Raw genomic sequence first — 24010 nt, 5'->3', positions numbered from 1 at the left:
ATTTTTTTGACCGGTGGTTGTATAATCTATAAACATATAAACCATATCAATTTAGGGGGAACGTGTTAGATGAAAAGGAAAAGTCTATTAGTCCTTTTGACGCTGATTTTGGCGTTCGGTACCGTACTTGCAGCGTGCGGATCGAAAAACGAAGGCACAGGTAACACCGATACTGGTTCTGCAAACGAAGGAAATGGTCTTGCTAAAGATCAAATTCTGAAAATCAACCTGTCAGCTGAACCTCCTACGTTGGACCCGGCTCAAGCAAAAGACAGCCAAACCAACACAGTTCTGAAATTCTTGTACGAAGGTCTTGTACGCATTGATGCTGATGGTAAAGAACAAGCAGGCGTAGCTAAAGACTGGAAAATTTCCGAAGATGGTTTGAAATATGTTTTCAACCTGAACCCGGAAGCTAAATGGAGCAACGGTGATGCAATCACTGCCGAAGACTTTGTTCGTTCTTGGGAACGTGCTTTGAAACCGGAAACAGCTTCTCCATATGCATACCAATTGTACTACATTAAAGGTGCTGAAGGTTACAACCTCAGCAAAGATGAAACATACAAAGGTACTAAAGTCACAGATTTCTCACAAGTAGGCGTTAAAGCTACTGATGAGCACACATTGGAAGTAACGTTGGAAAACCCAACACCTTACTTCTTGGGTCTGACAGCATTCTACACGTACTACCCAGTACATGCATCTGCTGACACCAATGACAAATTCTTCACAGACTACAAAAACATGATCGTTAACGGACCATTTGTAATGGATCAATACTCTAAAGGTCAAAAAATTGTTGTGAAGAAAAACGATGGTTACCATGCAGCTGCCGATATTAAATTGGCTCAAATCGATATGTCTCTGACAAACAGCAGTGCTTCCGAACTGCAAGCTTACAAATCAGGACAATTGGACTACACTGGTGCACCTAACGGTGAAATTCCATCCGACCAAATTCCTTCTGTAAAAGCGGAATTGCCGGACGAGTTCAAAGCTACTGGTATTGCAAGTACGTACTACTATCAGTTCAACGTAAACGAAGCACCATTTAACAACGTAAAAATCCGTAAAGCATTTGCAATGGCAATTCAGCGTCAGCTGATTGTTGACAAAGTTACACAAGGTGGACAAATTCCAGCATTCGGCTTTGTACCTCCAGGTATCCGTGGTGAAAACGGCGAATTCCGTGATGAGCACAAAGACGATTACTTCACAGAAAATGTTGAAGAAGCTAAAGCATTGCTTGCTGAAGGTATGAAAGAAGAAGGTTACACAACATTGCCAGCTGTTACGTTGATCTACAACACTAGTGATGGTCACGCGAAAATCGCTTTGGCGGTTGCTGACATGTGGAAACAAAATCTTGGTGTTGATGTGAAAACAGAAAACCAAGAGTGGGGCGTATTCCTTGAGAACCGTCAAAACCAAAACTTCCAAGTAGCTCGTGCAGGTTGGTCTGCTGACTACAACGATCCATACAACTTCTTGGAAATGTGGACTACTGGAAACACAAACAATGATTCCAAATTCAGCAACGAACAGTATGACAAAGATGTTAAAGAAACTGTAAAATCTGCTGATCCAGCTGCACGTATGGCTGCATTTGCTGACGCTGAGAAAATCCTGATTCAAGATGAAATGGGCGTTATGCCAATCTATTATTACACTAACGTATCTTTGACTAAGCCTTACCTGAAAGGTGTACAACTTGATTTCAGTGGAGCTATTGACTACACTCGTGCATATCTGGAAGAGAAATAAGTTGTTCTGAAGTCTAATATGAATACTTCGGGATATATATGTGGAATTCCATATATATCCCGATTTTTTGTATGTGCACCGATTTTCCTTATAATTCTTGAAATTTCCGATAAATGGATTGGACTTTATTTCTGTCTAATTCTACAATCGATTTGTATACAAAATATTGTTTGTGGAGGTGTGCAAGGGTTGGTTAAGTATGTGTTGAAAAAACTATTATTTATGCTGCTATCGCTTTTCATACTCGCATCTGCAACCTTCTTCCTGATGAAGGCTATTCCGGGTGACCCTTTTACATCTGAGAAAAAAGTATCGCCTGAAATTCGGGTCTTGCTGGAACAGAAGTATGGATTGGACAAACCGATGTATGAACAATACCTGAAGTATATGGGTGGAATCATTAAGGGAGATTTCGGAGTCTCAATGAAATATCTCAATCGAGATGTAGCCGGAATGATCGGCGAAACATTCACCGCTTCGCTGAAGCTTGGAGTGTTTGCAATTGTTATCTCCATTATCGTGGGTGTTCTGCTGGGCCTTATTGCTGCAGTTTACCATCGTAAACTCATTGATGATATCACGATGATCCTGGCTGTCATAGGGATAGCTGTTCCGAGCTTCTTGCTTGCGTCACTATTGCAGTATCTCTTTGCTACTAAATTAGGCTGGTTTAACGTTATGGGCTTTGATGGTCCATTGGATTATGTTCTTCCGGTTGCAGCGCTATCTGCATCTCCGATTGCTTTTATCGCTCGTTTGACGCGTTCGAGCATGCTTGAAGTTTTACATGCAGATTATATCAAAACAGCTAAAGCCAAAGGTTTGAAATGGCCTGCAATCATGTTTAAACACGTTGTAAGAAACGGTATTCTACCAGTAGTAACTTATGTTGGTCCAATGACAGCGAATATCATCACAGGTTCCGTTGTAATTGAACAGATCTTTAACATCGGGGGAATTGGTAAAGTATTCGTAGAGAGTATCACAAACCGTGATTACACTATGATCATGGGGATTACGATTTTCTATGGTATCCTCCTGATGTTGGCTCGTTTCTTTACGGATATCGCTTACGTGCTGATTGATCCTAGAATTAAGCTGGAAAGCCGGAAGGGGGCATAACGTTGTCTGGCACGAATAATAAAAAGAATGAAACGGCGAACACGAACCTGACTAGTCAGGCAGCGGTTAAACCGCAAGAAAGTGTATCCCTTTTTAAAGATGCCATGTACAGACTTGCAACCAATAAGGCTGCAATGATCAGTCTGAGTGTGTTGGTTCTTGTCGTGATTTTCTCTTTGATTGGTCCAACTTCTTTGTTTACAAGTTATAATTATTATTCCAATGATTTGTTGAATGCCAATGCAGCACCGAGTGCGGAGCACTGGTTCGGTACGGACGAGCTTGGTCGCGACGTGTGGGTAAGAACTTGGGTAGGAGCACGTGTATCCCTTACTGTAGGTTTGGCCGCAGCCTTGATTGACCTTGTTATCGGGGTTATTTATGGAGCGATCATGGGTTTCTATGGTGGACGTGTAGATGGAATTATGAACAAGTTTTCCGAAATCCTCTACTCCTTGCCGTACATGCTTGTTGTAATTTTGTTGCTGGTTGTACTGGAACCAAGTCTGACAACGATTATCATTGCCCTCACCATCACAGGCTGGATCAGCATGTCATGGATTGTGCGTGGTGAAATTATGCAACTCAAAAACAGAGACTTTATTCTTGCTGCAAGGTCCATGGGAGCAAGCACAGGGCGTCAATTGTTCCGTCATTTGTTGCCCAATGCAATAGGACCGATTCTGGTAACATTGACGTTGTCCATTCCAAATGCAATCTTTGCTGAAGCGTTCCTGAGCTTCCTTGGATTGGGTGTATCAGCACCAAGATCTTCACTTGGTTCTATGATCAATGATGCACTTACAGGCTGGACGCTATTCCCGTGGCGGATGTGGTTCCCAGCAGGCCTGATGGTTCTTACAATGCTTGCATTTAACTTGCTCGGAGACGGTCTGCGTGACGCACTCGATCCGAAATTACGTAAATAGAAACAGGAGGTGGGATTATGGAGCCGATTTTAACTGTCAAAGACCTGAGTGTGTCGTTCTCAACACGTTCTGGTGAATTTGATGCCGTTAAACATGTGAGTTTTGAACTTGGCAAAGGAGAGACGCTGGGGATCGTAGGTGAATCGGGTAGTGGTAAGAGTGTTACCGCCCAAACCATCATGAAATTGATTCCCTCCCCGCCTTCGAAGGTCAAAAGCGGAGAAATTACTTTTCACGGGCAAGACCTGCTGAATAAGACAGACAAACAAATGGAAGCGATTCGTGGTAAAGATATCGGTATGATCTTCCAAGATCCAATGACTTCATTGAATCCTACCATTAAAATTGGTAAACAAATTACTGAAGTATTGCGCAAGCATCAGAACATGTCCAAACAAGCGGCGAATAAAGCGGCTTTGGAGATGCTGGAACTTGTAGGTATTAAAAATGCGGCTATTCGCATGAATCATTATCCTCACCAATTCTCTGGTGGTATGCGTCAGCGTGCCATGATTGCGATCGCGCTTGCATGTCGTCCATCCCTTCTGATTGCGGATGAGCCGACAACTGCACTTGACGTTACAATTCAGGCTCAAATTCTGGATGTCATGAAAGACATGCAGCAAAAGCTGGGAACATCGATCATGCTGATTACGCATGACCTTGGTGTCGTAGCGGGTATGTGTGACCGTGTTGTTGTTATGAAGGAAGGCGAAGTTGTTGAAACAGGAACAACTGCAGAAATCTTTAGTAACCCTCAACATCCATACACCATTAAATTGCTGAATGCCTTGCCACGTCTGGACGAGCCCAAAAAGGAAAAACCAGCTCCGGCTGGTATTATCAAAGGCAGCAATAAGCCTCTGGTACAAGTGAAAAACTTGAAACAGTACTTTAATTTGGGTAAAGGTAACATTCTCAAAGCGGTCAATGACGTAAGCTTTGATATCTTTGAAGGTGAAACACTTGGCGTTGTAGGCGAGTCTGGCTGTGGTAAATCCACAACAGGTCGTACCATTCTGCGTCTTTATGAGCCAACTGGCGGAAATGTTAACTTCAACGGAACGGATATCTACAAGTTGTCCCCGCGCAAAATGAAAGAAATGCGTAAAGATATGCAGATGATTTTCCAAGATCCATATGCATCTCTTAACCCGCGTTTCAATGTTATGGATATTATCGGGGAGTCACTCGATATTCATGGTCTGGCTTCCAGCTCTAAAGAGCGCAAGAGACGAGTGGAGGAACTGCTTGATCTGGTAGGTTTGAATCCAAGTCATGCACTTCGTTATCCACATGAATTCTCCGGTGGTCAAAGACAACGGATCGGGATTGCGCGTGCACTTGCTGTAGACCCTAAATTCATCATCTGTGATGAGCCATTGTCTGCACTGGATGTATCCATTCAGGCACAGGTCGTTAAATTGCTTGAAGAACTTCAGCAACGTCTCGGCTTGACATACCTGTTTATTGCGCATGACTTGTCAATGGTTAAACATATCAGTGACCGTGTAGCTGTAATGTACATGGGTAAAGTGGTTGAGCTCGCAGAAAGTGAAGAACTATATGCGAACCCTGTCCACCCTTATACCAAAACATTGCTTTCCGCGATCCCTGTACCTGATCCGGAAGTGGAAGCGAACAAACGTCGCATCTTGCTGCCGGAAGAGCATATGAGCCCGATTCAGAACGGATCTGGCGGTCCTGCAAATGATCCGTACAACCTGGAAAATTCTCAATTGATTGAGGTTTCCAAAGGTCACTGGGTTGCAGAACCTTACGTATAATAGGAATATTAAAGCGATATGCTATTATTGATGTATTAAATGCCGCCGACTCGTTCGGCGGTTTTTTTCGTATTTTAATTACTTTCTTTTGACGAAGCGGCCCTGAATTCGGTACAATCAAGAAAGGCTCTTTGAAGCAGAATAGGAGGCAGACCTCATGAACGGTATTACCGAGGCACTCCGCAGCGGATCAAGACTTGCAGAAGATTATATCTGTTCAAGAGATGCTGCGCGTGGCCTTTACGAGTATGACATTCGCTGGGAATCAGGACTTCAGGCGCGTGCCGAGTGGCTGGACCAATCGGAAAACACACGTATTGATCGTCGTGATCTGGCAGAGTATTTACGTATATATAATAAGCGGGTGAACGACCATGGAGAGGTTCATGCGTCCATCACACGTCTTGCAGAACAAGATGCACTAGTGGTTACAGGAGGACAGCAGAGCGGTCTGCTCACCGGACCACTGTTCGTCATATACAAAGCCGCCAGCGTAGTGGCAGCTGCGCGTGAAGCGGAAGAAAGACTTCAACGCCCGGTAGTCCCAGTATTTTGGATTGCCGGTGAAGACCATGACTGGGATGAGGTTAACCACACATATCTACCTGATCGTCAGGGAGACATGAACAAGGTTAAGTTACAAGGACGATTCGCAGGAAGGGATTCTGTGAGTAATGTTCATGTGGATACGCAGCAGTGGATGAATGTACTCGAACAGGTGGAACATCTTTTACCTGATACGATACATAAACCAGGACTGATGAAATGCATCACAGAGATCCATCAATCCAGTTCAAATCTGAGTGATGCATTTGCCCGCATGATATCTGCTTTGTTTGCCAGCAGTGGACTTGTTCTAATGGATGCATCGGATCCAGATTTACGCAGGTTGGAACAGCCCGTGTTTGAGCGGTTGATACGAAAAAATGAAGTACTGCGCAGCGCATACACACAAGGTGCTTCGCTGGTACAACAAGCTGGTTATGCTATGCCTGCCGAAGTAGCGGAGGATGGAGCCAATCTATTCTACATTCATGAAGGTACGCGTCTACTCTTGTTGTTGAAGGACGGTTTATATAGTGATCGCAAAGGTTTGGTTTCTTTCACAGAGGAACTTCTGCTTCAGGAACTGGGAGAACATCCGGAGCGCTTCAGTAATAACGTATTGACACGACCATTAATGCAAGATTCCGTGTTGCCTGTAGCCGCTGCTATTTTGGGGCAAGGTGAAATTGCATATTGGGGTTTGACTCGGGAAGCATTCCGTCAGTTCGGCCTGCAAATGCCCATTTTGTTGCCGCGGTTGTCTTTCACCATTATGGAAGATATTCATCACAAACATATGAAACAATATGGACTTTCTTTTCAGGATGTTCAATATCATATGGAAGAAAAGAAGGAGCAATGGCTCGCACAGCAGGAGACGTTCCAGGTAGATGAACAGTTTGACAAGGTTCAGGAAGCGTTTCTTGATCTGTATGGACCGTTGCTAGATGAGATCGCGGAGATTCATCCGGGGCTGGAACGAATTGGCGACACCAATTTGAGTAAAATCAACGAGCAAATGCAGTATCTGAAACAGCAGACTCACAAAGCTATCGAAGATAAACACAATGTGAGTCTAAGGCACTGGAACGGCATTCAGAACTCCTTATTCCCAACGGGCAAACCACAGGAACGAGTACATAATGCACTCTTTTACCTGAATCGTTATGGCACCGAGTGGATCGATGAACTGATTAAGGCCTCAAGTGAATTCCTTGGAGAGCATAAGGTTATTGCACTGTAGAGCCCTTTATAATAGAAGAAAAACATAAACGAGGAGGACGTGAAATGACTACACCTGCATTGCAAAACAGTATTGTTAAAGATATGGGACTCGCTTCAGAGGGTCACCTGAAAATTGATTGGGTAGAAGCGCATATGCCGGTACTAAACCGCATTCGTCGCCAGTTCGAACAGGATCTGCCCTTCAAAGGTTTGAAGGTTGCCATTTGTCTTCATCTGGAAGCGAAAACAGCTTACTTGGCAAAAGTGATCCAAGCGGGTGGTGCAGAAGTAACCATTACGCATAGCAATCCATTGTCTACACAAGATGATGTTTGCGCAGCATTGGTGGAAGACGGGGTTACGGTGTATGCGAAGTACAATCCGGAGCCTGCGGAATTCAAATCACTGCAACTGCGTGCGCTTGAGGTGAAGCCTGATCTCATTATTGATGATGGTGGAGACTTTGCAACCATTATTGCATCCGAGCGCCCTGACCTCGCAGCAACAATTCGCGGAGGAGCAGAAGAAACGACAACGGGTATTATCCGTTTGAAAGCATTGGCGAAAGAAGGCCAATTGAAGTTTCCGATGGTTGCGGTTAATGACGCATACTGCAAGTATCTGTTTGACAATCGCTACGGTACTGGACAATCTGCATTCGACGGGATCATTCGTACAACTAACTTGGTTATCGCTGGTAAAAACGTAGTGGTAGCAGGTTATGGCTGGTGTGGTAAAGGTGTAGCGATGCGCGCCAAAGGTCTTGGTGCCAATGTGATCGTAACCGAGATCGATCCAATCAAAGCGGTAGAAGCACACATGGACGGGTTCCGGGTCATGACGATGGTGGAAGCCGCCAAATTGGGCGATTTCTTTATTGCAGTTACAGGCAATAAGGATGTTATCACAGGTGAGCATTACGATGTGATGAAGGACGGAGCGATCCTGAGTAATGCGGGTCACTTTGATGTTGAAGTGAATAAACCTGAACTGGCTAAACGTTCGGAATCGATTCGCACAGTTCGTCGCAACATTGAGGAATATCGTTTCAAAGACGGTCGTAAAATGTATCTTCTTGCAGAAGGTCGTCTTGTGAACCTGGGTGCAGCAGATGGTCACCCTGCCGAAATCATGGATACGACGTTTGCCCTGCAGGCGCTTGGTCTGCGTTATGTAAGTGAGAATTATGAAAACTTGGGTAAAAACGTTGTTAATGTACCTTATGATATTGATCAGCAGGTTGCCAGCTATAAACTTGAAAGCCTGAATATTGGCATCGACTCCTTGTCAGCTGAGCAAGTGAAATACCTGGATAGCTGGAAATTTTAAGCACTATCCAATAATTACAAGCTGATGAAATGATTCAATAGGCATAGAATGGTTTATTGATGATATGGCTCATGTGCGGGTAGACATACGATTGCCCGTTTAAGGGAAGCGTCTTTGATCCTGAGTGACAGGATCAAGGACGTTTTTTTATGCTGAAAAATTAAAAAATCAAGTCATGCAAGAAGGGTTTTGATTTTTTTGTGCGAATCTATTATGCTTAGGTGGTGGAAAGTGGGGCAAAGTGGGAGAAACGGGTGAGGAGTGAGTGGGCCAATGTTTATGGGGGAGTTCCAACATAGCATTGATGATAAGGGTCGGGTTATCATTCCGGCTAAATTCCGCGAATCTCTGGGACCGTCTTTCGTTGTCACACGGGGTTTGGACCAGTGTCTTTTCGTGTACCCCATGGAGGAGTGGGGGGTCATGGAACAGAAGCTCAAAGCACTGCCATTGATGAAATCTGATGCACGTGCGTTTACCCGATTTTTTTTCTCGGGTGCAACCGAATGTGAACTGGACAAACAGGGCAGGGTAAATCTGCCGGGCAATTTAAGAGAGTATGCCAAGCTGGACAAGGATTGTGTTGTTCTTGGCGTGTCGAACCGGGTGGAGATTTGGAGCAAAGGCATATGGGAGAGTTATTTCAATCAATCCGAAGAAGCATTCAACGACATTGCCGAAAAGCTGGTCGATTTTAATTTTGATTTATAAAGTCAGGAGGGGTGCAGGTTGTTTCACCACATAACCGTACTCAAAGAAGAGGCAACAGAGGGATTAAACATCAAGCAGGACGGTATATACGTGGACTGCACTTTAGGCGGTGGCGGACATAGCTCCGTGATTGCTTCCAAGCTCGGTCCAGGGGGACGTCTGATCGCACTTGATCAGGATGATTGGGCTTTGGATAATGCTCGCGAGAAGCTCGCAGCTTATGGAGAACGTGTAACATTGGTGAAAACCAATTTTCGGGATCTGGAACAGGTACTCAAGGATCTGGATGTACCAATGAAGGATGGTGTACCACAGGTCGACGGTATTTTGTACGACTTGGGTGTGTCATCCCCGCAATTTGATGAAGGAGAACGTGGATTCAGCTACAATCACGATGCTCCGCTCGATATGCGAATGGACCAGGATGCAATGCTGACGGCCAAAGAGATTGTGAATGAGTGGCCAGAAGAAGAGATTGCTCGAATTTTGTATCGCTATGGTGAAGAGAAGTTTTCGAGAAGAATTGCCCGTGTTATCGTGGGAAAACGAGCGCAATCTACCATTGAGACGACAGGTGAACTCGTGGAACTGATCAAGGAAGGCATCCCGGCGGCAGCTCGCCGTACAGGTGGACATCCTGCCAAACGCAGCTTCCAGGCATTACGCATTGCCGTCAACGATGAGTTGGGTGCGTTTGAAGAAGGCTTACATCAGGCTGTTCGTTGTCTGGCACCAGGAGGACGTGTATCTGTTATTACCTTCCACTCCCTTGAGGATCGGATATGTAAACAGATTTTCAGCAGTTATCTGGAAAAATGTACATGTCCACCCGATTTTCCGTTGTGTGTATGCGGCGGCAAGGGGACCCTGCGTTTAGTTAACAGAAAACCGTTGATTCCAACGGAAACGGAATTGACCGAAAATTCACGTGCTCGTTCAGCCAAGCTGCGCGTAGCCGAGAAATTGTAGATCAAGAGTGGAGGAGAGAATCGGAGTATGGCATATACACGTGGTAATCTCGCTGTAAAAGAAAAAGCGTCCCAGGAACGTGTGACCCAGCAACGATACAAAGAAACCACCAAAGTGGTGACCCGTCGTACGGGTCTTCCGGCACGCGAGAAGATTTTGTATCTGATTACCCTGGTTGCAGTTATCCTTGTTGGAGGAGCCTTGATGTCTCGTTATGCTCATATCTATGATCTGAACAAGCAGGCGCAGTCCACTATTTCGGATATCAAGGGGTATGAAAAGACGATTGCAGACCTGCAGGTGGAAAAAGAAACATTGAACAACCAGGTCATCGAAAATGCAAAACAACTTGGTTACGTTGAAGCTTCCGGTAAGGATGTCATTTATGTACCTCGCTCAACAAGTACGAAATCAACTGGCACTGAGTCGTCCTCGAATACAGCAAGCAGTAAGTAAAGAGGTGTTCCGATGATAAAAAGAATAAAGATGCGCACGTTGCTTATAGGGGGATGTATTACCCTCTTTTTTCTTGTACTCGTAACCCGAATCTTTTTCATTCAGGTTGTGAATGGCGGTGAATGGCAGAAACGGGCAGCCGGTTTGGTAGAGCGGGAACAGACGATTAAGGCTGCACGTGGAACGATTACGGATCGAAATGGTAATATTTTGGCTACCGATGCCCCTGCGTATACGGTTTCTGTTAATCCGTTATTAATTAATGAACTCGGAATTCAGGATGTTGTTACGGAGAAACTCTCTACCCTTCTTGGGAAAAATGAGAGTGAGATGCGTGCTTTGGTCACAGCGAAGAAAAAAGATGGTGAGTTTTTTCAGCAACGTGAAGTACGGAGTGAAGGATATAAGATAAGTCCAGAGCTTGCGGAAAAAGTCAACGAACTGCGTGAGGAATTACAAGAAGAGTACAAGGCTCGTAATGCAATTGTGATGGCTCAGGAGTCGAAGCGTTTTTACCCTGAAGAAACACTTGCTTCTCACCTCTTGGGATATATGAGCCGTGATGGGAAAGCTGTCAATGGACTTGAAGTCTCATATGATGAAGCACTGACAGGTACAGATGGATATTTGAATTATCAGAAGGATGCCAAAGGCATTAAACTTCCGGATTCACAGGATAACTATCTGCCACCTCAGAACGGTAATAACCTTACGCTGACCATCGATGATACGATCCAGTTCTACATTGAGGATGCAATGAAAGAAGCCGTTGCCAAGTATAATCCACTGAGCATGACGGTCATTGCCGCGGACCCAAACACGATGGAGATTCTAGGGATGGCGAACTGGCCAACCTTTAACCCGAATACGTATGGGAGTACACCTGATCAAAAGAATTTTATCAACCATGCTACTCAATCAATCTATGAGCCAGGGAGTACATTCAAAATAGTTACGCTAGCAGGGGCTGTTGAAGAAAAACTCTTCGATCCCAATGCAAGTTTTGAATCCAAACGTATGTATATCGGTGGTTTCCCGATTAGTGATAATGGTCATTCCTATGGTTGGATCTCGTATCTCGAAGGTGTCAAACGGTCAAGTAACATTGCTTTTGTTAACTTGGGTTACAACATGCTTGGCGGTGAACGTCTGCGTCATTACATAGACGAATTCGGCTTCGGCAAAAAGACGGGTATTGATCTGCCAAATGAGGCAGCGTCCCCGATCAAGCCACTGGTTTACAAATCCGAGATTGCTACTGCTGCTTACGGTCACGGTCTTGTACAGGTAACACCAATTCAACAGGTCGCAGCCATCTCTGCGATTGCCAACGGCGGCAAATTGCTGGAGCCACATCTGGTGAAGGAGATCAAGAACCCGAATGATGGAACAACGGAAGTCATCAAACCCAAAGTTGTTCGTCAGGTGATTTCCAAGGAATCTTCCAAACTGGTGAGCGGTTATCTGGAACAAGTGGTTGCAGACCAAACGATTGGTACCGGTCGTAACGCCTATATTGAAGGTTACCGTGTAGCTGGTAAGACAGGTACAGCAAGAAAGGTTGTTAACGGAGCATACAGCAAGTCAAAAGACGTTGTATCGTTTATTGGATTCGCGCCCGTGAATAATCCGAAGATTGCTATACTTGTTGTCATTGACCAACCGGATGGAACCAACATTGGGGGAGGAACCGCAGCTGCGCCGGTGTTCAAAAAGATTGTCAGCCAGACTCTTCAATACATGGGAATACCCAAAGATACAGCCAAAACTCCTGACAAAAAGTCAAAAGAAGTCTCTGTCGTGCAAGCCAAGGCGCCTGACTTAAGTGGCAAGACAGCCAAACAAGCCAGAAGCCAGCTTCTAAGCGCAGGTATTGCTTATGTGACTCTTGGTCAAGGTGATAATGTAATTCGGCAGTATCCGGTTGCTGGCGCTTCTATGAATCCAGGCCAACGAATCTATCTGCTAACGGAAGAAAGCAGCAAGATGAAGATTCCCGATCTAACAGGTGAATCTCTCCGTGATGCCCTAGAAGTACTTTCTCTCATGAAAGTGGGGGTTACAGTCAAGGGTGAGGGTTATGTCGTGAAACAAACCGAGCAGGTCGCAGGTGAGCAGAGAACTGTGCAGTTGAACTTGCAAACTGCCAAAGCTGCAGTGACAGGTATAGCCGATGAGGCTCCAATCTCTTCTGATCCGTCGTCAGAAGCTGAAGTGAAGGAACAAGAGGCTTCGGCCGGAGAAGTTAAAACCGACGAAACAGACGAAACAGATAACAACAAGGCTCCTGCCAATGAAACCGAATCCTCTGACGATCCAGCAACAAACGGAGCTACGCTTCCTTAGGGAGCTCTGACAGCTTGTTCTAACCCCCGGTTGTCCTGAATATTCATGAATGGAACGAATGTCATGATTTTGGGACGAGTGGGGGGATCTTTTCGTGAAGGGATCAAGCGTAAATCTGCGGCGCAGGTTGCTATGGAGTTTAATGATTTTAGTTTTGTTATTTTCGGCCCTGATGATCAGGCTTGCTTATGTACAGCTCGGGGAAGGCCCTGAATTGTCAGCAAAAGCAGAAGAATCCTGGCGGCGTAATATTCCTTACTCAGCCAAGCGAGGGGAGATCCTGGATCGAAATGGAACCTCTCTGGCCTATAATGTGACAACACCAACCATTATGGCCATTCCGGCTCAGGTGAAAGAAGCTGAAACGACGGCTAAAGCGCTGGCCCCATTGCTTGGGATGACGGAAGAAAAAGTGCTCGCAACCATCAAGAAACGAGAACTCATTGTACGACTACAACCCGGCGGCCGCAAAATTACGATGGAGAAAGCTCAGCGCATCCGTGATTTGAAGCTTCCGGGTATCGTTGTTGCTGAAGACAATAAACGTTTTTATCCTTATGATGATTTGGCTGCCCATATTCTTGGTTTTACGGGCATTGATAATCAGGGCTTAACGGGTGTCGAGAAGAAATATGATGATAAGCTGAATGGTTTGAATGGCAGTGTGTCCTACTTGTCCGATGCGGCCGGAAGGCTAATGCCGGGCTCATCCGAGAAGTATGTGGAACCGAAGGACGGCCTTAACCTCAAGCTGACCATTGATAAATCCATTCAGTCCATCATGGAGAGAGAACTGGATCAGGCCATGGTGAAGTTCCAGGCGAACTCAGCATTGGCCATAGCGATGAATCCCAAAACGGGTGAAATTTTGGGGATGTCCAGTAGACCGGGATACGAACCTGCCGATTATCAGCAATATCCAGCGGAGATATACAATCGCAATTTACCGATCTGGATGACCTACGAGCCGGGCTCAACATTTAAGATCATTACTTTGGCAGCAGCGCTTGAAGAGAAAAAGGTCAATCTGCAACAGGATCAATTTTTTGATCCCGGATACGTTGAGGTGGGTGGAGCTCGTCTGCGTTGCTGGAAAAAGGGCGGCCACGGAAGTCAGACCTTCTTACAAGTTGTGGAGAACTCATGTAACCCGGGCTTTGTGGCTTTGGGGCAGAGGCTGGGCAAAGAATCGCTCTTCTCCTATATTAAAGACTTTGGTTTCGGTACCAAGACAGGGATCGACCTCAGCGGAGAAGCCAGTGGAATTCTGTTCAAACTGTCCAGAGTGGGACCTGTCGAGCTTGCAACGACGGCTTTTGGTCAAGGTGTATCCGTAACGCCCATTCAGCAAGTAGCAGCTGTGTCAGCGGCCATCAATGGGGGTAAACTTTACAAGCCTTATGTTACGAAAGCGTGGGTCCATCAGGTCACAGGGGAAGTCATGGAAGAAGCCAAGCCGGAGCTGGTTCGTCAGGTGATCTCGGAGAATACATCCAAACAAGTACGTGAAGCACTCGAGAGTGTTGTTGCAAAAGGTACCGGGCGTCCGGCATTCATTGATGGGTACCGGGTCGGTGGTAAAACAGGTACAGCCCAGAAGGTCATCAACGGACGTTATTCCTCAACCGAGCATATCGTATCCTTTATCGGATTTGCACCGGCAGATGATCCACAGATTGTAGTCTATACCGCAGTGGATAATCCCAAAGGAATACAGTTCGGAGGTGTGGTTGCCGCCCCGATTGTACAGAACATCCTTGAAGATGCTTTGCACTATATGAATGTACCTGTTCGGAAGGATCAGGTCGCCAAAGAATACAAGTATGGTGAAACCAAAATCGTGACAGTCCCAGACCTGACAGGAGCTACTGTTGAAGATCTGTACGAAGACCTGAACATGAATTTTATGCTGGCGAAGTCTGGCAGTGGTAAATACGTGATTAATCAGGCACCTAAACCTGGGGCGAGGGTAGATCAGGGATCAACCATCCGCATTTATATGGGGAATGTACTTAACGATGCACATGATCACACAAAGGATGAATAACGGGGCTTAGGGGTAGTTTGAAGCTTCTAGCGCAACAAAATTCATCCAGGTGCGTTTCATTATTGGGTTGTATTGACGATATTAATAAATACAGACATATGTTAAAACAGAAGTATAATTGGAAAAGTGAGGTTATTCATGTGCTTTTAAAACAATTTGCATCGATGCTGACCACCGCCCGCCTCGTGGGCGAATCAAATACAGAATGCCAAAACCTTCAGACAGATTCCCGGCAGGTAAAACCGGGTGATCTGTTTATCTGTCTTCCGGGACATACAGTAGATGGTCATGATTATGCAGAAAAAGCTGTAAATGCCGGTGCAGTTGCATTAGTGGTTGAACGGCAGCTGGATCTGCCTGTACCACAATTGCTGGTGAAGGATAGCCGATTTGCGATGGCTGTTTTGGCAGATTTCTTTTTTGACTCGCCAAGCCAGAAGATGAATATGATTGGTGTAACGGGAACGAACGGAAAAACAACGACCACCTATTTGATTGAAAAAATCATGAGTGATTACGGACGCAAGACGGGATTGATCGGTACTATTCAAATGCGGTATGACGGTCGCACCTACCCGATGTCAGGAACAACACCAGAGGCGCTTGATCTGCAGCGTAGTCTGCATGATATGGTTCAGAAGGGTACGGACTGCTGTGTTATGGAAGTTTCTTCTCACGCATTGGAACAAGGGCGAGTAAAGGGAACAAATTTCCGTACTGCGGTATTCACTAACTTGACGCAAGATCATTTGGACTACCACCATTCCATGGAGGAATATCGCGGGGCCAAAGGATTGTTCTTCGCACGACTGGGTAACGGCTATACGGAAGATGCTTCACGGCGTAAATTCGCTGTTATCAATGCAGATGATCCGGCTGCGGCTTATTTCATCTCTGTGACTGCGGCTGAAGTGATTACATATGGCATGGGTGAAAAGGCGGATGTACGCGCATCCCAAATCTCAATCACGTCTCAGGGAACTTCTTTCCACGTGGATACATTTGCAGGCAGCACGGATATTCGCTTGCGCATGGTAGGCAAATTCAATGTGTACAATGCAATGGCAGCCATCTCTGCAGCGCTGGTGGAAGGTATTCCGCTGGAAGAGATCAAGCGCAGTCTGGAGACGGTTCCGGGCGTGGATGGACGTGTTGAAGGAGTGGACGAAGGACAGCCATTTGCTGTTATTGTCGATTATGCCCATACACCGGATGGACTGGAGAATGTGCTGCGGACGGTGAAAGAATTTGCCGAAGGGCGTGTAATCTGCGTGTTTGGTTGTGGTGGTGACAGGGACCGTACGAAACGTCCTCTCATGGGGAAAATTGCTGCGAATTATAGTGATTTTGTACTGGTTACTTCCGATAATCCACGGACAGAAGATCCGGATCTGATTCTCAAAGACATTGAACAGGGCCTGATTGAAGAATCCGTTCCTGCTGAACGTTATACGATGATTGTGGATCGGCGCCAGGCGATTCATGAAGCTATTGAAATGGCAAGCCCAGCCGATGTAGTATTGATTGCGGGCAAGGGTCACGAGACCTATCAGATTATCGGCACAACCAAAACCGATTTTGATGACCGAATCATAGCCAAAGAAGCGATAAGGGGCAAATCCAATTGATAAAAAGAACATTGGCACAATTGGCCGAGATGTGTGGAGGAACATTAAGTGACGTTGCCGCTCATGGCAATGTAATGGTCGAAGGGGTGTTTACCGATTCGCGTAAACCTCTTGAAGGCAGTTTGTTTATCCCGCTAGTGGGTGAAAGGTTTGACGGACACGAATTTGTGCAAACCTGTTTAGAGAAGGGGGCTGCAGGGGCGATCTGGCAAAAGGATCATGGTATTCCGCCACAAGGAGCTGTCATTGTTGTTGACGACACACTTGTCGCACTGCAAGCACTCGCATCTGCTTATCTAACGGAGAATAAAGCGGCTGTAGTCGGCATTACAGGCAGCAACGGCAAGACAACAACAAAGGACATCGTGGATGCCATTCTCTCAACGACGTTCAAAGTGCATAAGACGCAAGGCAACTTCAATAATCACATTGGTTTACCACTGACTGTACTAAGCATGGACCCGGATACCGAGATTATCATTTTGGAGATGGGTATGAGTGGTCGCGGGGAAATTAACGATCTGTCGGTTATTGCGCAGCCTGATGTAGCGGTCATTACCAATATTGGTGAATCACATCTGCTTCAGCTGGGGTCCAGACTGGAGATAGCCAGAGCCAAAGCCGAGATTGCCGCGGGATTGAAGCCTGGCGGGTTACTGATCTACAACGGAGACGAGCCTTTAATTGCACAAGTCCTTGAAGAACCCGCAACGAAACAACCCGATGGATTGCAGCGGTTTACATTTGGTCTGCAAACCGATAATGATGACTATCCTACCGGACTTATGAATGCGCAGAACGGGGTAGTTTTCACTACCAAACAGTCTGGAGAACATGCTTTTACGCTACCTCTGCTAGGAACGCATAATGTCGTTAACTGTCTGGCTGCTTTGGCAGTAGCCCGTCATTTTAAAGTGACGACGGAGCAGATTGCCGCGGGATTGTCTCGCTTGAAACTGACAGGCATGCGTATTGAGGTTACGCAAGGCCTTAGTGGTCTAACCCTGCTGAATGATGCATACAATGCAAGTCCAACCTCCATGAAGGCCGCAATCGATGTACTAGAAGGTCTGAAAGGATACCGCATGAAAGTGGCTGTGCTTGGTGATATGCTTGAACTCGGTCCCCAAGAGCAGGATCTGCATTACGGAATCGGAGAGTATATCACATCGGCCAAAATGGACATGGTGCTGGTATATGGTCCGCTATCAGCCAAGATTGCTGAAGGAGCAAGCAAGCATATGCCTACAGAGGCTGTGCATGCTTTTATAGATAAAGAAGAAATGACCCGTTATCTACTGGAGAAACTACATCCCAGAGACGTTGTTTTGTTCAAAGCCTCAAGAGGCATGAAGCTGGAGGACGTGGTCGAAGCACTACAAATAGCACCATTACAGAATCGAGTAGACTAGAGGGGTGAACCCATGGATTTTCAGGTATTACTGTTAACAATCGGCGTTTCATTTATTCTGGCGGTGATTGCCGCACCGCTCCTGATTCCGCTGTTACGCCGGATGAAATTCGGACAGCAAGTTAGGGAAGATGGGCCTCAGAGCCATTTGAAAAAAAGCGGAACACCTACAATGGGTGGAGTCGTCATTTTAGTTGCGTTCACATTGGCCTTTTTGAAATTTTCGGCAGTCAAGAATACAGACTTTTATGTCTTGCTCGTGGCTACGCTGGGATTCGGGCTCATTGGCTTCCTGGATGATTACATCAAAATTGTATTCAAACGTTCGCTGGGACTGACGGCCAGACAAAAAATGCTGGGCCAATTGTTCTTCAGTGCAGTGATGTGTTTCTTGCTGATCCAGAATGGACACAGCACAGCCATCTCTATTCCGGGAACGTCATTCTCGTTTGACTGGACCGGATGGTTCTATTATCCTTTTGTCGTATTCATGATGCTTGCCATTACCAATGCGGTTAACTTTACCGACGGTCTGGATGGTTTGCTGTCAGGGGTAAGTGCGATTGCCTTTGGTGCGTTTGCCATTGTGGCGATGCAAGCTACATCAATGCCTGCAGCAGTGTGTGCAGCAGCGATGATCGGAGCCGTACTCGGTTTTCTGGTATACAATGCACATCCGGCCAAAGTGTTTATGGGAGACACCGGTTCTCTCGGGATTGGCGGTGCGATTGGTGCGGTAGCCATTGTAACCAAAACAGAGCTTCTATTTGTCATCATTGGCGGTATTTTTGTTATCGAGATCCTGTCTGTCATCATTCAAGTGGTATCTTTCAAGACTCGTGGCAAGCGTGTATTCAAAATGAGCCCCATTCACCATCACTTTGAATTAAGTGGTTGGTCAGAATGGCGGGTTGTTATTACCTTTTGGGCGGTAGGCGCAATTTTGGCCGCTCTTGGACTTTATCTCAACAAGGGGTTGTAGATCATGAACCATCCTGAATCATATCGCGGACAACAAGTAGTCGTGCTCGGATTGGCCAAAAGCGGCGTACAGGTCGCCAAGGTGCTGGATCGCGCCGGAGCGAAGGTTACAGTAAATGATAAAAAAGAGAGAGATCAATGTCCCGAAGCTTCCGAATTGGAGGCTTTGGGAATTTCTGTTGTATGCGGAGGGCATCCGGATGATCTGATTCACAGTGGTGTGAAGCTGGTTGTCAAAAACCCGGGTATCCCATACCATGCTGCTCCTGTGCAGCAAGCTTTGGCATTGGGCATTGAAGTGGTGACCGAAGTAGAGGTTGCTTATCATCTATGTGCTGCACCCATGATCGGGATTACGGGTTCGAACGGCAAAACAACAACAACCACTTGGGTGGGGGAAATGTTGGAACATGCCGGCCTCAACCCGATCGTTGCCGGTAATATCGGAACACCTCTCTGTGAAGCGGCAGAGCAAGCTTCTCCAGATAACTGGATGGTTGTTGAACTTAGCAGTTTCCAGCTCAAAGGAACGGTTGATTTCCGTCCCCGGATTGCCAGCTTGCTTAACGTTGCAGAGACGCATCTGGACTATCATGGGGATCTGGATGATTATGTGGCTTCCAAAGCGAAACTGTTCGCGAATCAGCAGCCTGACGACGTGGCCATTCTGAATTGGGATGATGCGGTATGTCGTGGTCTGGTTCCTTACATCAAAGGCAGATTGCTTCCCTTCTCAATGATTGAGAAGTTGGATGTAGGTGTGTATGCAGATCCTCCTTATGTGGATGGAGAAGAGGATGATGTGAAGCGTCAGATTATCTACGCGGATGAAAAGGGAAATCACCACACCATTATTGACATCGAGAACATTGGCATCGCTGGACAATTCAATGTGGAAAATGCAATGGCCGCTGTGGCCATTGCCGTATCGGCAGGAGCTGATCCTGCAGTGCTGGCTGCTCCGCTTGCAGATTTCAAGGCGGTTGAACACCGACTTGAATACGTTCTAGAGCATAATGGCTCTGCGTACTACAACAACTCCAAAGCGACCAATTCGAAAGCTACGGTTATGGCCCTGAATTCGTTCAAGGAACCGGTCGTATTAATTGCTGGCGGGTTGGATCGCGGGTCAGACATGATGGAGTTGTTACCCTTGTTCCAGGAACGGGTAAAAGCTGTCGTTGCAATTGGAGAGACACGGACAAAAATTGCCAAGGTCGCGGAACTTGCCGGATTAAAGCAAATTAAGGTCGTCGATAATGAGGAGGACGCTGCCCGGACGTTAACCGTTGCTGTGCAGGAAGCATCGAAGCTTGCAAGTGCCGGTGATGTCGTTTTGTTATCCCCGGCATGTGCAAGTTGGGACATGTTTGCTTCCTATGAAGAGCGGGGACGCATTTTTAAAGAGGCGGCGCATAACTTGTAAGTAGGGGGGTGGAAAAGCCCCTACTTCCATGCAAGGGGTGGCCTCCTGATGAAACAGACGCGACCGGCACCAGATATTTGGTTGCTGATTTGTATTTTGGCATTGCTTGCCATCGGCATTATTATGGTATATAGTGCGGGCTCGGTGCTTGCCTTTCATGACTATGGCGATTCATTTTATTTTGTAAAAAGACAGGCCCTGTTTGCGGTGCTTGGGCTTGTGGCCATGTTCGTAACTGCTAATGTAGACTACCGGGTGTGGAGGAAATATGCCAAGCCTATATTGATTGCCTGTTTTATTATGCTCATTGCGGTGCTCATTCCTGGAATCGGTGTGGTTCGCGGTGGTGCACGAAGTTGGCTGGGCATTGGTTCGTTCGGTATTCAGCCCTCAGAATTCATGAAGCTGGGCATGATTCTGTTTCTCGCTCACTGGCTGAGCAAGGAACCGGGCAAAATCAAAACCTTCACAACGGGGCTTCTGCCACCGCTGGGATTGATCGGTTTGGCTTTTGGGATTATTATGCTGCAACCTGATTTGGGGACTGGCACCGTAATGATGGGCGCAGCGATGCTTATTATTTTCACAGCCGGAGCGCGAATGAAACATCTGAGCTTGCTTGCTCTTGGCGGCGTAGCGGGGTTTGCAGCTTTGATTGCAGCAGCACCCTATCGGTTGCAGCGTATCACAGCGTTTTTGGACCCGTGGTCCGATCCGCTGGGTGCCGGATATCAGATCATTCAATCCTTATACGCAATTGGTCCTGGTGGACTGGCGGGATTGGGACTGGGTATGAGCCGGCAGAAGTACAGTTATGTACCTGAACCGCAAACGGACTTTATTTTTAGTATTTTGGCCGAAGAACTCGGCTTTATAGGTGGAATGATTGTATTATTGTTGTTTCTGGTGCTGGTGTGGAGAGGGATGCGTGTAGCCATGACCGTTCCGGATGCCTTCGGCAGTCTGCTTGGTGTTGGTATCGTAGGTATGGTCGCCGTACAGGTCATTATTAACATTGGTGTTGTCATTGGCATGATGCCTGTTACGGGCATTACATTGCCTCTGATCAGTTACGGCGGATCATCATTGACCCTCATGCTCACAGCACTGGGCATTTTAGTGAATTTATCCCGTTATGCGAGGTGACTATGCGATGCGAGTCGTTCTAAGCGGTGGCGGTACGGGTGGACATATCTATCCGGCCGTTGCCATAGCAAGACAATGCGAGGCGGAGAATCCGGACTCGACATTTCTATACATCGGAGGAACCAGAGGGCTGGAAAGTAAACTGGTTCCCCAAGAAAATATTCCTTTTAAATCCATTGATATTACGGGTTTTCGACGGAAATTGTCCATCGAAAACCTGAAAACGGTCATGCGTTTCATTCAAGGTGTACGCAAGTCCAAAAAAATGCTGAAGGAATTCAAACCGGATGTTGTGATTGGTACAGGTGGATATGTGTGTGGACCTGTGGTGTATGCAGCAACAAAACTGGGGATTCCGAGTATAATTCATGAACAGAACGCCATCCCTGGTCTGACGAACAAATTTTTGATGCGTTATGTGGACACGGTTGCCGTTAGCTTTGAAGGTTCTGAAAAATCGTTTTCCGGCGCAAAAAAGGTGATCTACACCGGTAATCCGCGAGCGACTACGGTAGCCCAGGCTAGCCGTGATCGTGGTTTTGCCACGTTAGGTGTACCGATGAACAGCCGTGTTGTTCTTGTGGTTGGTGGCAGTCGCGGGGCAAAAGCAATCAATCAGGCCATGGTGGACATGGCTCCAATGCTGGAACAACTGGACGATGTACATGTCGTTTATGTGACAGGGGATACCTATTTTGATGAAACGCGTGAAGCCATTCGCAGCTCATTGGGTACGATGCCAAACCACCTGCATGTCCTGCCTTACGTGCATAATATGCCTGAGGTGCTTGCCTGCACATCCTTGATTGTAAACCGCGCCGGTGCATCATTCCTTGCGGAGATTACATCACTGGGTATTCCTTCGATTCTGATTCCATCACCTAACGTGACTAATAATCATCAGGAAGCCAATGCACGCACGCTTGAGGGTGGAGGCGCGTCACTCACGATGCTGGAGAAGGATCTTACAGGCAAAGTCCTGTATGAAGCCATCGCCAAGATTATGAATGATGAATCGGGACGCAAACGAATGGCTGAAGCCTCCCGGAAACTGGGGAAACCCGATGCAGCTGAAGTGCTTGTTCATGAAATTCAGCGTCTTGCTGCACGCCGATAAAGTGTGATTGTGGGCGATTGTCACACACAAGACGGGGCTGACATAAGATACCGTATAAATCGTGACCATCGTTCCATGGCGCCAGAACACGGTCTGTAACAACAGAAGATACCGTGCTCATCGGTTTTGAAGCAAAGGAGGAAGCAAACATGCATCAGTGGATATCGTTACTATCCCAGAATAATGTTGGCAGAGTTCTTGAAAACGAATCGCTAGCCAAATACACCACATGGAAGATCGGCGGTCCTGCGGATGCACTGGTCATTCCCGAGAATAAAGAGCAGATGATGAATCTCGTTCAATTGCTTCACACGTATCAGATTCCGTGGATGCAACTTGGGCGGGGCTCAAACATGCTGGTGTCAGACAAAGGAATACGTGGTGTGGTGGTGAAACCAGGCGAGGGCTTTGATTATGCCGAATTTCACGAAGGCGGTGTAACCGCCGGAGCGGCGCATTCTTTTGTAAAACTCAGTGTGGTTGCTGCCAAAAAGGAATGGACCGGTCTGGAATTCGGCAGCGGTATCCCCGGCACTGTCGGTGGAGCCGTATACATGAATGCAGGCGCGCATGGATCGGATGTGTCACGGATATTCAAATTCGCTGAGATTGTACTGGAGACAGGGGAATTGGTACGTTACAGCAAGGAGGACATGGATTTTGCCTACCGCCACTCTGTTCTGCATGATCGGAGAGGCATCGTGCTGGAAGCTACATTTGAACTCCAGCATGGAGAGCGCAACGTCATTTCGGAAACGATGGCGGCTTACAAAGATCGCCGGCGCCGCACACAGCCACTGCAGATGGCATGTGCAGGTAGTGTATTCCGAAATCCACCGGGTGATCATGCAGCCCGCCTGATTGAAGCAGCAGGGCTGAAAGGAATGACCCAGGGAGGCGCACAGGTATCCACCATGCATGCCAATTTCATTGTTAATACAGGCCAAGCAACAGCAGAGGACGTTATCACCCTAATGCAGCAGATACAGAGCACTATATCATCTCAAAACGGTATTAACCTGGTACCGGAAGTCTTCGTAGTGGGTGAGCGGTAAACCCCGGAGGTGA

Annotated in this window: 18 protein-coding genes; all 18 read left to right on the top strand. The window is 46.7% G+C overall.

Annotated elements, in window-relative coordinates; genetic code table 11:
* Nucleotides 1-69: 69 nt before the first annotated feature.
* Nucleotides 70-1767 carry a peptide ABC transporter substrate-binding protein gene (locus tag NSQ20_RS22400; protein ID WP_076328093.1) on the top strand — a complete coding sequence of 566 codons (1698 nt, stop codon included), beginning with the start codon at nt 70-72 and terminating at the stop codon, nt 1765-1767.
* Nucleotides 1768-1956: 189 nt separating this feature from the next.
* Nucleotides 1957-2889, top strand: a complete 933-nt coding sequence (locus NSQ20_RS22395) for an ABC transporter permease (RefSeq protein ID WP_036614893.1) — start codon at nt 1957-1959, stop codon at nt 2887-2889.
* Between the two features lie 2 nt (nt 2890-2891).
* Entirely contained in the window at nt 2892-3818 is a 927-nt protein-coding gene (locus tag NSQ20_RS22390; protein WP_017687287.1) for an ABC transporter permease, read from the top strand.
* Between the two features lie 17 nt (nt 3819-3835).
* A complete protein-coding gene (locus NSQ20_RS22385) occupies nt 3836-5605 on the top strand; it encodes an ABC transporter ATP-binding protein (RefSeq protein WP_036614890.1) in 1770 nt (589 codons plus the stop codon).
* Nucleotides 5606-5762: 157 nt separating this feature from the next.
* Nucleotides 5763-7394: a bacillithiol biosynthesis cysteine-adding enzyme BshC gene (gene bshC / locus NSQ20_RS22380; protein ID WP_076328092.1), complete on the top strand. Its 1632-nt coding sequence runs from the start codon at nt 5763-5765 to the stop codon at nt 7392-7394.
* 44 nt (nt 7395-7438) lie between these two features.
* Nucleotides 7439-8704, top strand: a complete 1266-nt coding sequence (locus NSQ20_RS22375) for an adenosylhomocysteinase (RefSeq protein ID WP_036614885.1) — start codon at nt 7439-7441, stop codon at nt 8702-8704.
* A gap of 273 nt (nt 8705-8977) precedes the next feature.
* Entirely contained in the window at nt 8978-9415 is a 438-nt protein-coding gene (gene mraZ / locus NSQ20_RS22370; protein ID WP_017687291.1) for a division/cell wall cluster transcriptional repressor MraZ, read from the top strand.
* An 18-nt stretch (nt 9416-9433) separates the two neighbouring features.
* The gene (gene rsmH / locus NSQ20_RS22365; protein ID WP_036674830.1) at nt 9434-10384 is read left to right on the top strand and encodes a 16S rRNA (cytosine(1402)-N(4))-methyltransferase RsmH; all 951 of its coding nucleotides are present in this window, start codon (nt 9434-9436) and stop codon (nt 10382-10384) included.
* A 27-nt stretch (nt 10385-10411) separates the two neighbouring features.
* The gene (locus tag NSQ20_RS22360) at nt 10412-10840 is read left to right on the top strand and encodes a hypothetical protein (RefSeq protein ID WP_036674831.1); all 429 of its coding nucleotides are present in this window, start codon (nt 10412-10414) and stop codon (nt 10838-10840) included.
* 12 nt (nt 10841-10852) lie between these two features.
* Entirely contained in the window at nt 10853-13186 is a 2334-nt protein-coding gene (locus NSQ20_RS22355; RefSeq protein WP_340030902.1) for a penicillin-binding transpeptidase domain-containing protein, read from the top strand.
* A 94-nt stretch (nt 13187-13280) separates the two neighbouring features.
* The gene (locus NSQ20_RS22350) at nt 13281-15233 is read left to right on the top strand and encodes a stage V sporulation protein D (protein ID WP_340030901.1); all 1953 of its coding nucleotides are present in this window, start codon (nt 13281-13283) and stop codon (nt 15231-15233) included.
* Between the two features lie 140 nt (nt 15234-15373).
* On the top strand, nt 15374-16861 hold the full coding sequence (locus NSQ20_RS22345) for a UDP-N-acetylmuramoyl-L-alanyl-D-glutamate--2,6-diaminopimelate ligase (protein WP_340030900.1): 1488 nt from the start codon (nt 15374-15376) through the stop codon (nt 16859-16861).
* Nucleotides 16861-18273, top strand: a complete 1413-nt coding sequence (gene murF / locus NSQ20_RS22340) for a UDP-N-acetylmuramoyl-tripeptide--D-alanyl-D-alanine ligase (RefSeq protein WP_340033050.1) — start codon at nt 16861-16863, stop codon at nt 18271-18273. The genes NSQ20_RS22345 and murF overlap by 1 nt, the downstream gene beginning before the upstream one ends.
* Nucleotides 18274-18285: 12 nt before the next feature.
* A complete protein-coding gene (gene mraY, locus NSQ20_RS22335; RefSeq protein ID WP_047843751.1) occupies nt 18286-19254 on the top strand; it encodes a phospho-N-acetylmuramoyl-pentapeptide-transferase in 969 nt (322 codons plus the stop codon).
* Between the two features lie 3 nt (nt 19255-19257).
* Entirely contained in the window at nt 19258-20679 is a 1422-nt protein-coding gene (gene murD / locus NSQ20_RS22330; protein WP_340030899.1) for a UDP-N-acetylmuramoyl-L-alanine--D-glutamate ligase, read from the top strand.
* Between the two features lie 48 nt (nt 20680-20727).
* Complete coding sequence (gene spoVE, locus NSQ20_RS22325; RefSeq protein WP_047843749.1) at nt 20728-21825, top strand: stage V sporulation protein E; 1098 nt, start codon at nt 20728-20730, stop codon at nt 21823-21825.
* A gap of 7 nt (nt 21826-21832) precedes the next feature.
* Nucleotides 21833-22942, top strand: a complete 1110-nt coding sequence (gene murG, locus NSQ20_RS22320; protein WP_036674835.1) for an undecaprenyldiphospho-muramoylpentapeptide beta-N-acetylglucosaminyltransferase — start codon at nt 21833-21835, stop codon at nt 22940-22942.
* 149 nt (nt 22943-23091) lie between these two features.
* Complete coding sequence (gene murB, locus NSQ20_RS22315; RefSeq protein ID WP_076250757.1) at nt 23092-23997, top strand: UDP-N-acetylmuramate dehydrogenase; 906 nt, start codon at nt 23092-23094, stop codon at nt 23995-23997.
* Nucleotides 23998-24010: the final 13 nt, after the last annotated feature.

It is taken from the genome of Paenibacillus sp. FSL K6-1122 (assembly GCF_037977015.1).
GTDB lineage: Bacteria > Bacillota > Bacilli > Paenibacillales > Paenibacillaceae > Paenibacillus > Paenibacillus amylolyticus.
Note: the sequence above shows the minus strand (reverse complement) of the source record. Positions and strands in the feature narration are given on the sequence as shown.

Bases quoted from the DNA above. Each gene is read 5' to 3' on its own strand.
- NSQ20_RS22375 (WP_036614885.1), top strand. From the start codon at position 7,439: ATGACTACACCTGCATTGCAAAACAGTATTGTTAAAGATATGGGACTC.
- murG (WP_036674835.1), top strand. From the start codon at position 21,833: ATGCGAGTCGTTCTAAGCGGTGGCGGTACGGGTGGACATATCTATCCG.
- NSQ20_RS22360 (WP_036674831.1), top strand. From the start codon at position 10,412: ATGGCATATACACGTGGTAATCTCGCTGTAAAAGAAAAAGCGTCCCAG.
- NSQ20_RS22355 (WP_340030902.1), top strand. From the start codon at position 10,853: ATGATAAAAAGAATAAAGATGCGCACGTTGCTTATAGGGGGATGTATT.
- murB (WP_076250757.1), top strand. From the start codon at position 23,092: ATGCATCAGTGGATATCGTTACTATCCCAGAATAATGTTGGCAGAGTT.
- spoVE (WP_047843749.1), top strand. From the start codon at position 20,728: ATGAAACAGACGCGACCGGCACCAGATATTTGGTTGCTGATTTGTATT.
- murD (WP_340030899.1), top strand. From the start codon at position 19,258: ATGAACCATCCTGAATCATATCGCGGACAACAAGTAGTCGTGCTCGGA.
- bshC (WP_076328092.1), top strand. From the start codon at position 5,763: ATGAACGGTATTACCGAGGCACTCCGCAGCGGATCAAGACTTGCAGAA.
- NSQ20_RS22400 (WP_076328093.1), top strand. From the start codon at position 70: ATGAAAAGGAAAAGTCTATTAGTCCTTTTGACGCTGATTTTGGCGTTC.
- mraZ (WP_017687291.1), top strand. From the start codon at position 8,978: ATGTTTATGGGGGAGTTCCAACATAGCATTGATGATAAGGGTCGGGTT.
- NSQ20_RS22385 (WP_036614890.1), top strand. From the start codon at position 3,836: ATGGAGCCGATTTTAACTGTCAAAGACCTGAGTGTGTCGTTCTCAACA.
- mraY (WP_047843751.1), top strand. From the start codon at position 18,286: ATGGATTTTCAGGTATTACTGTTAACAATCGGCGTTTCATTTATTCTG.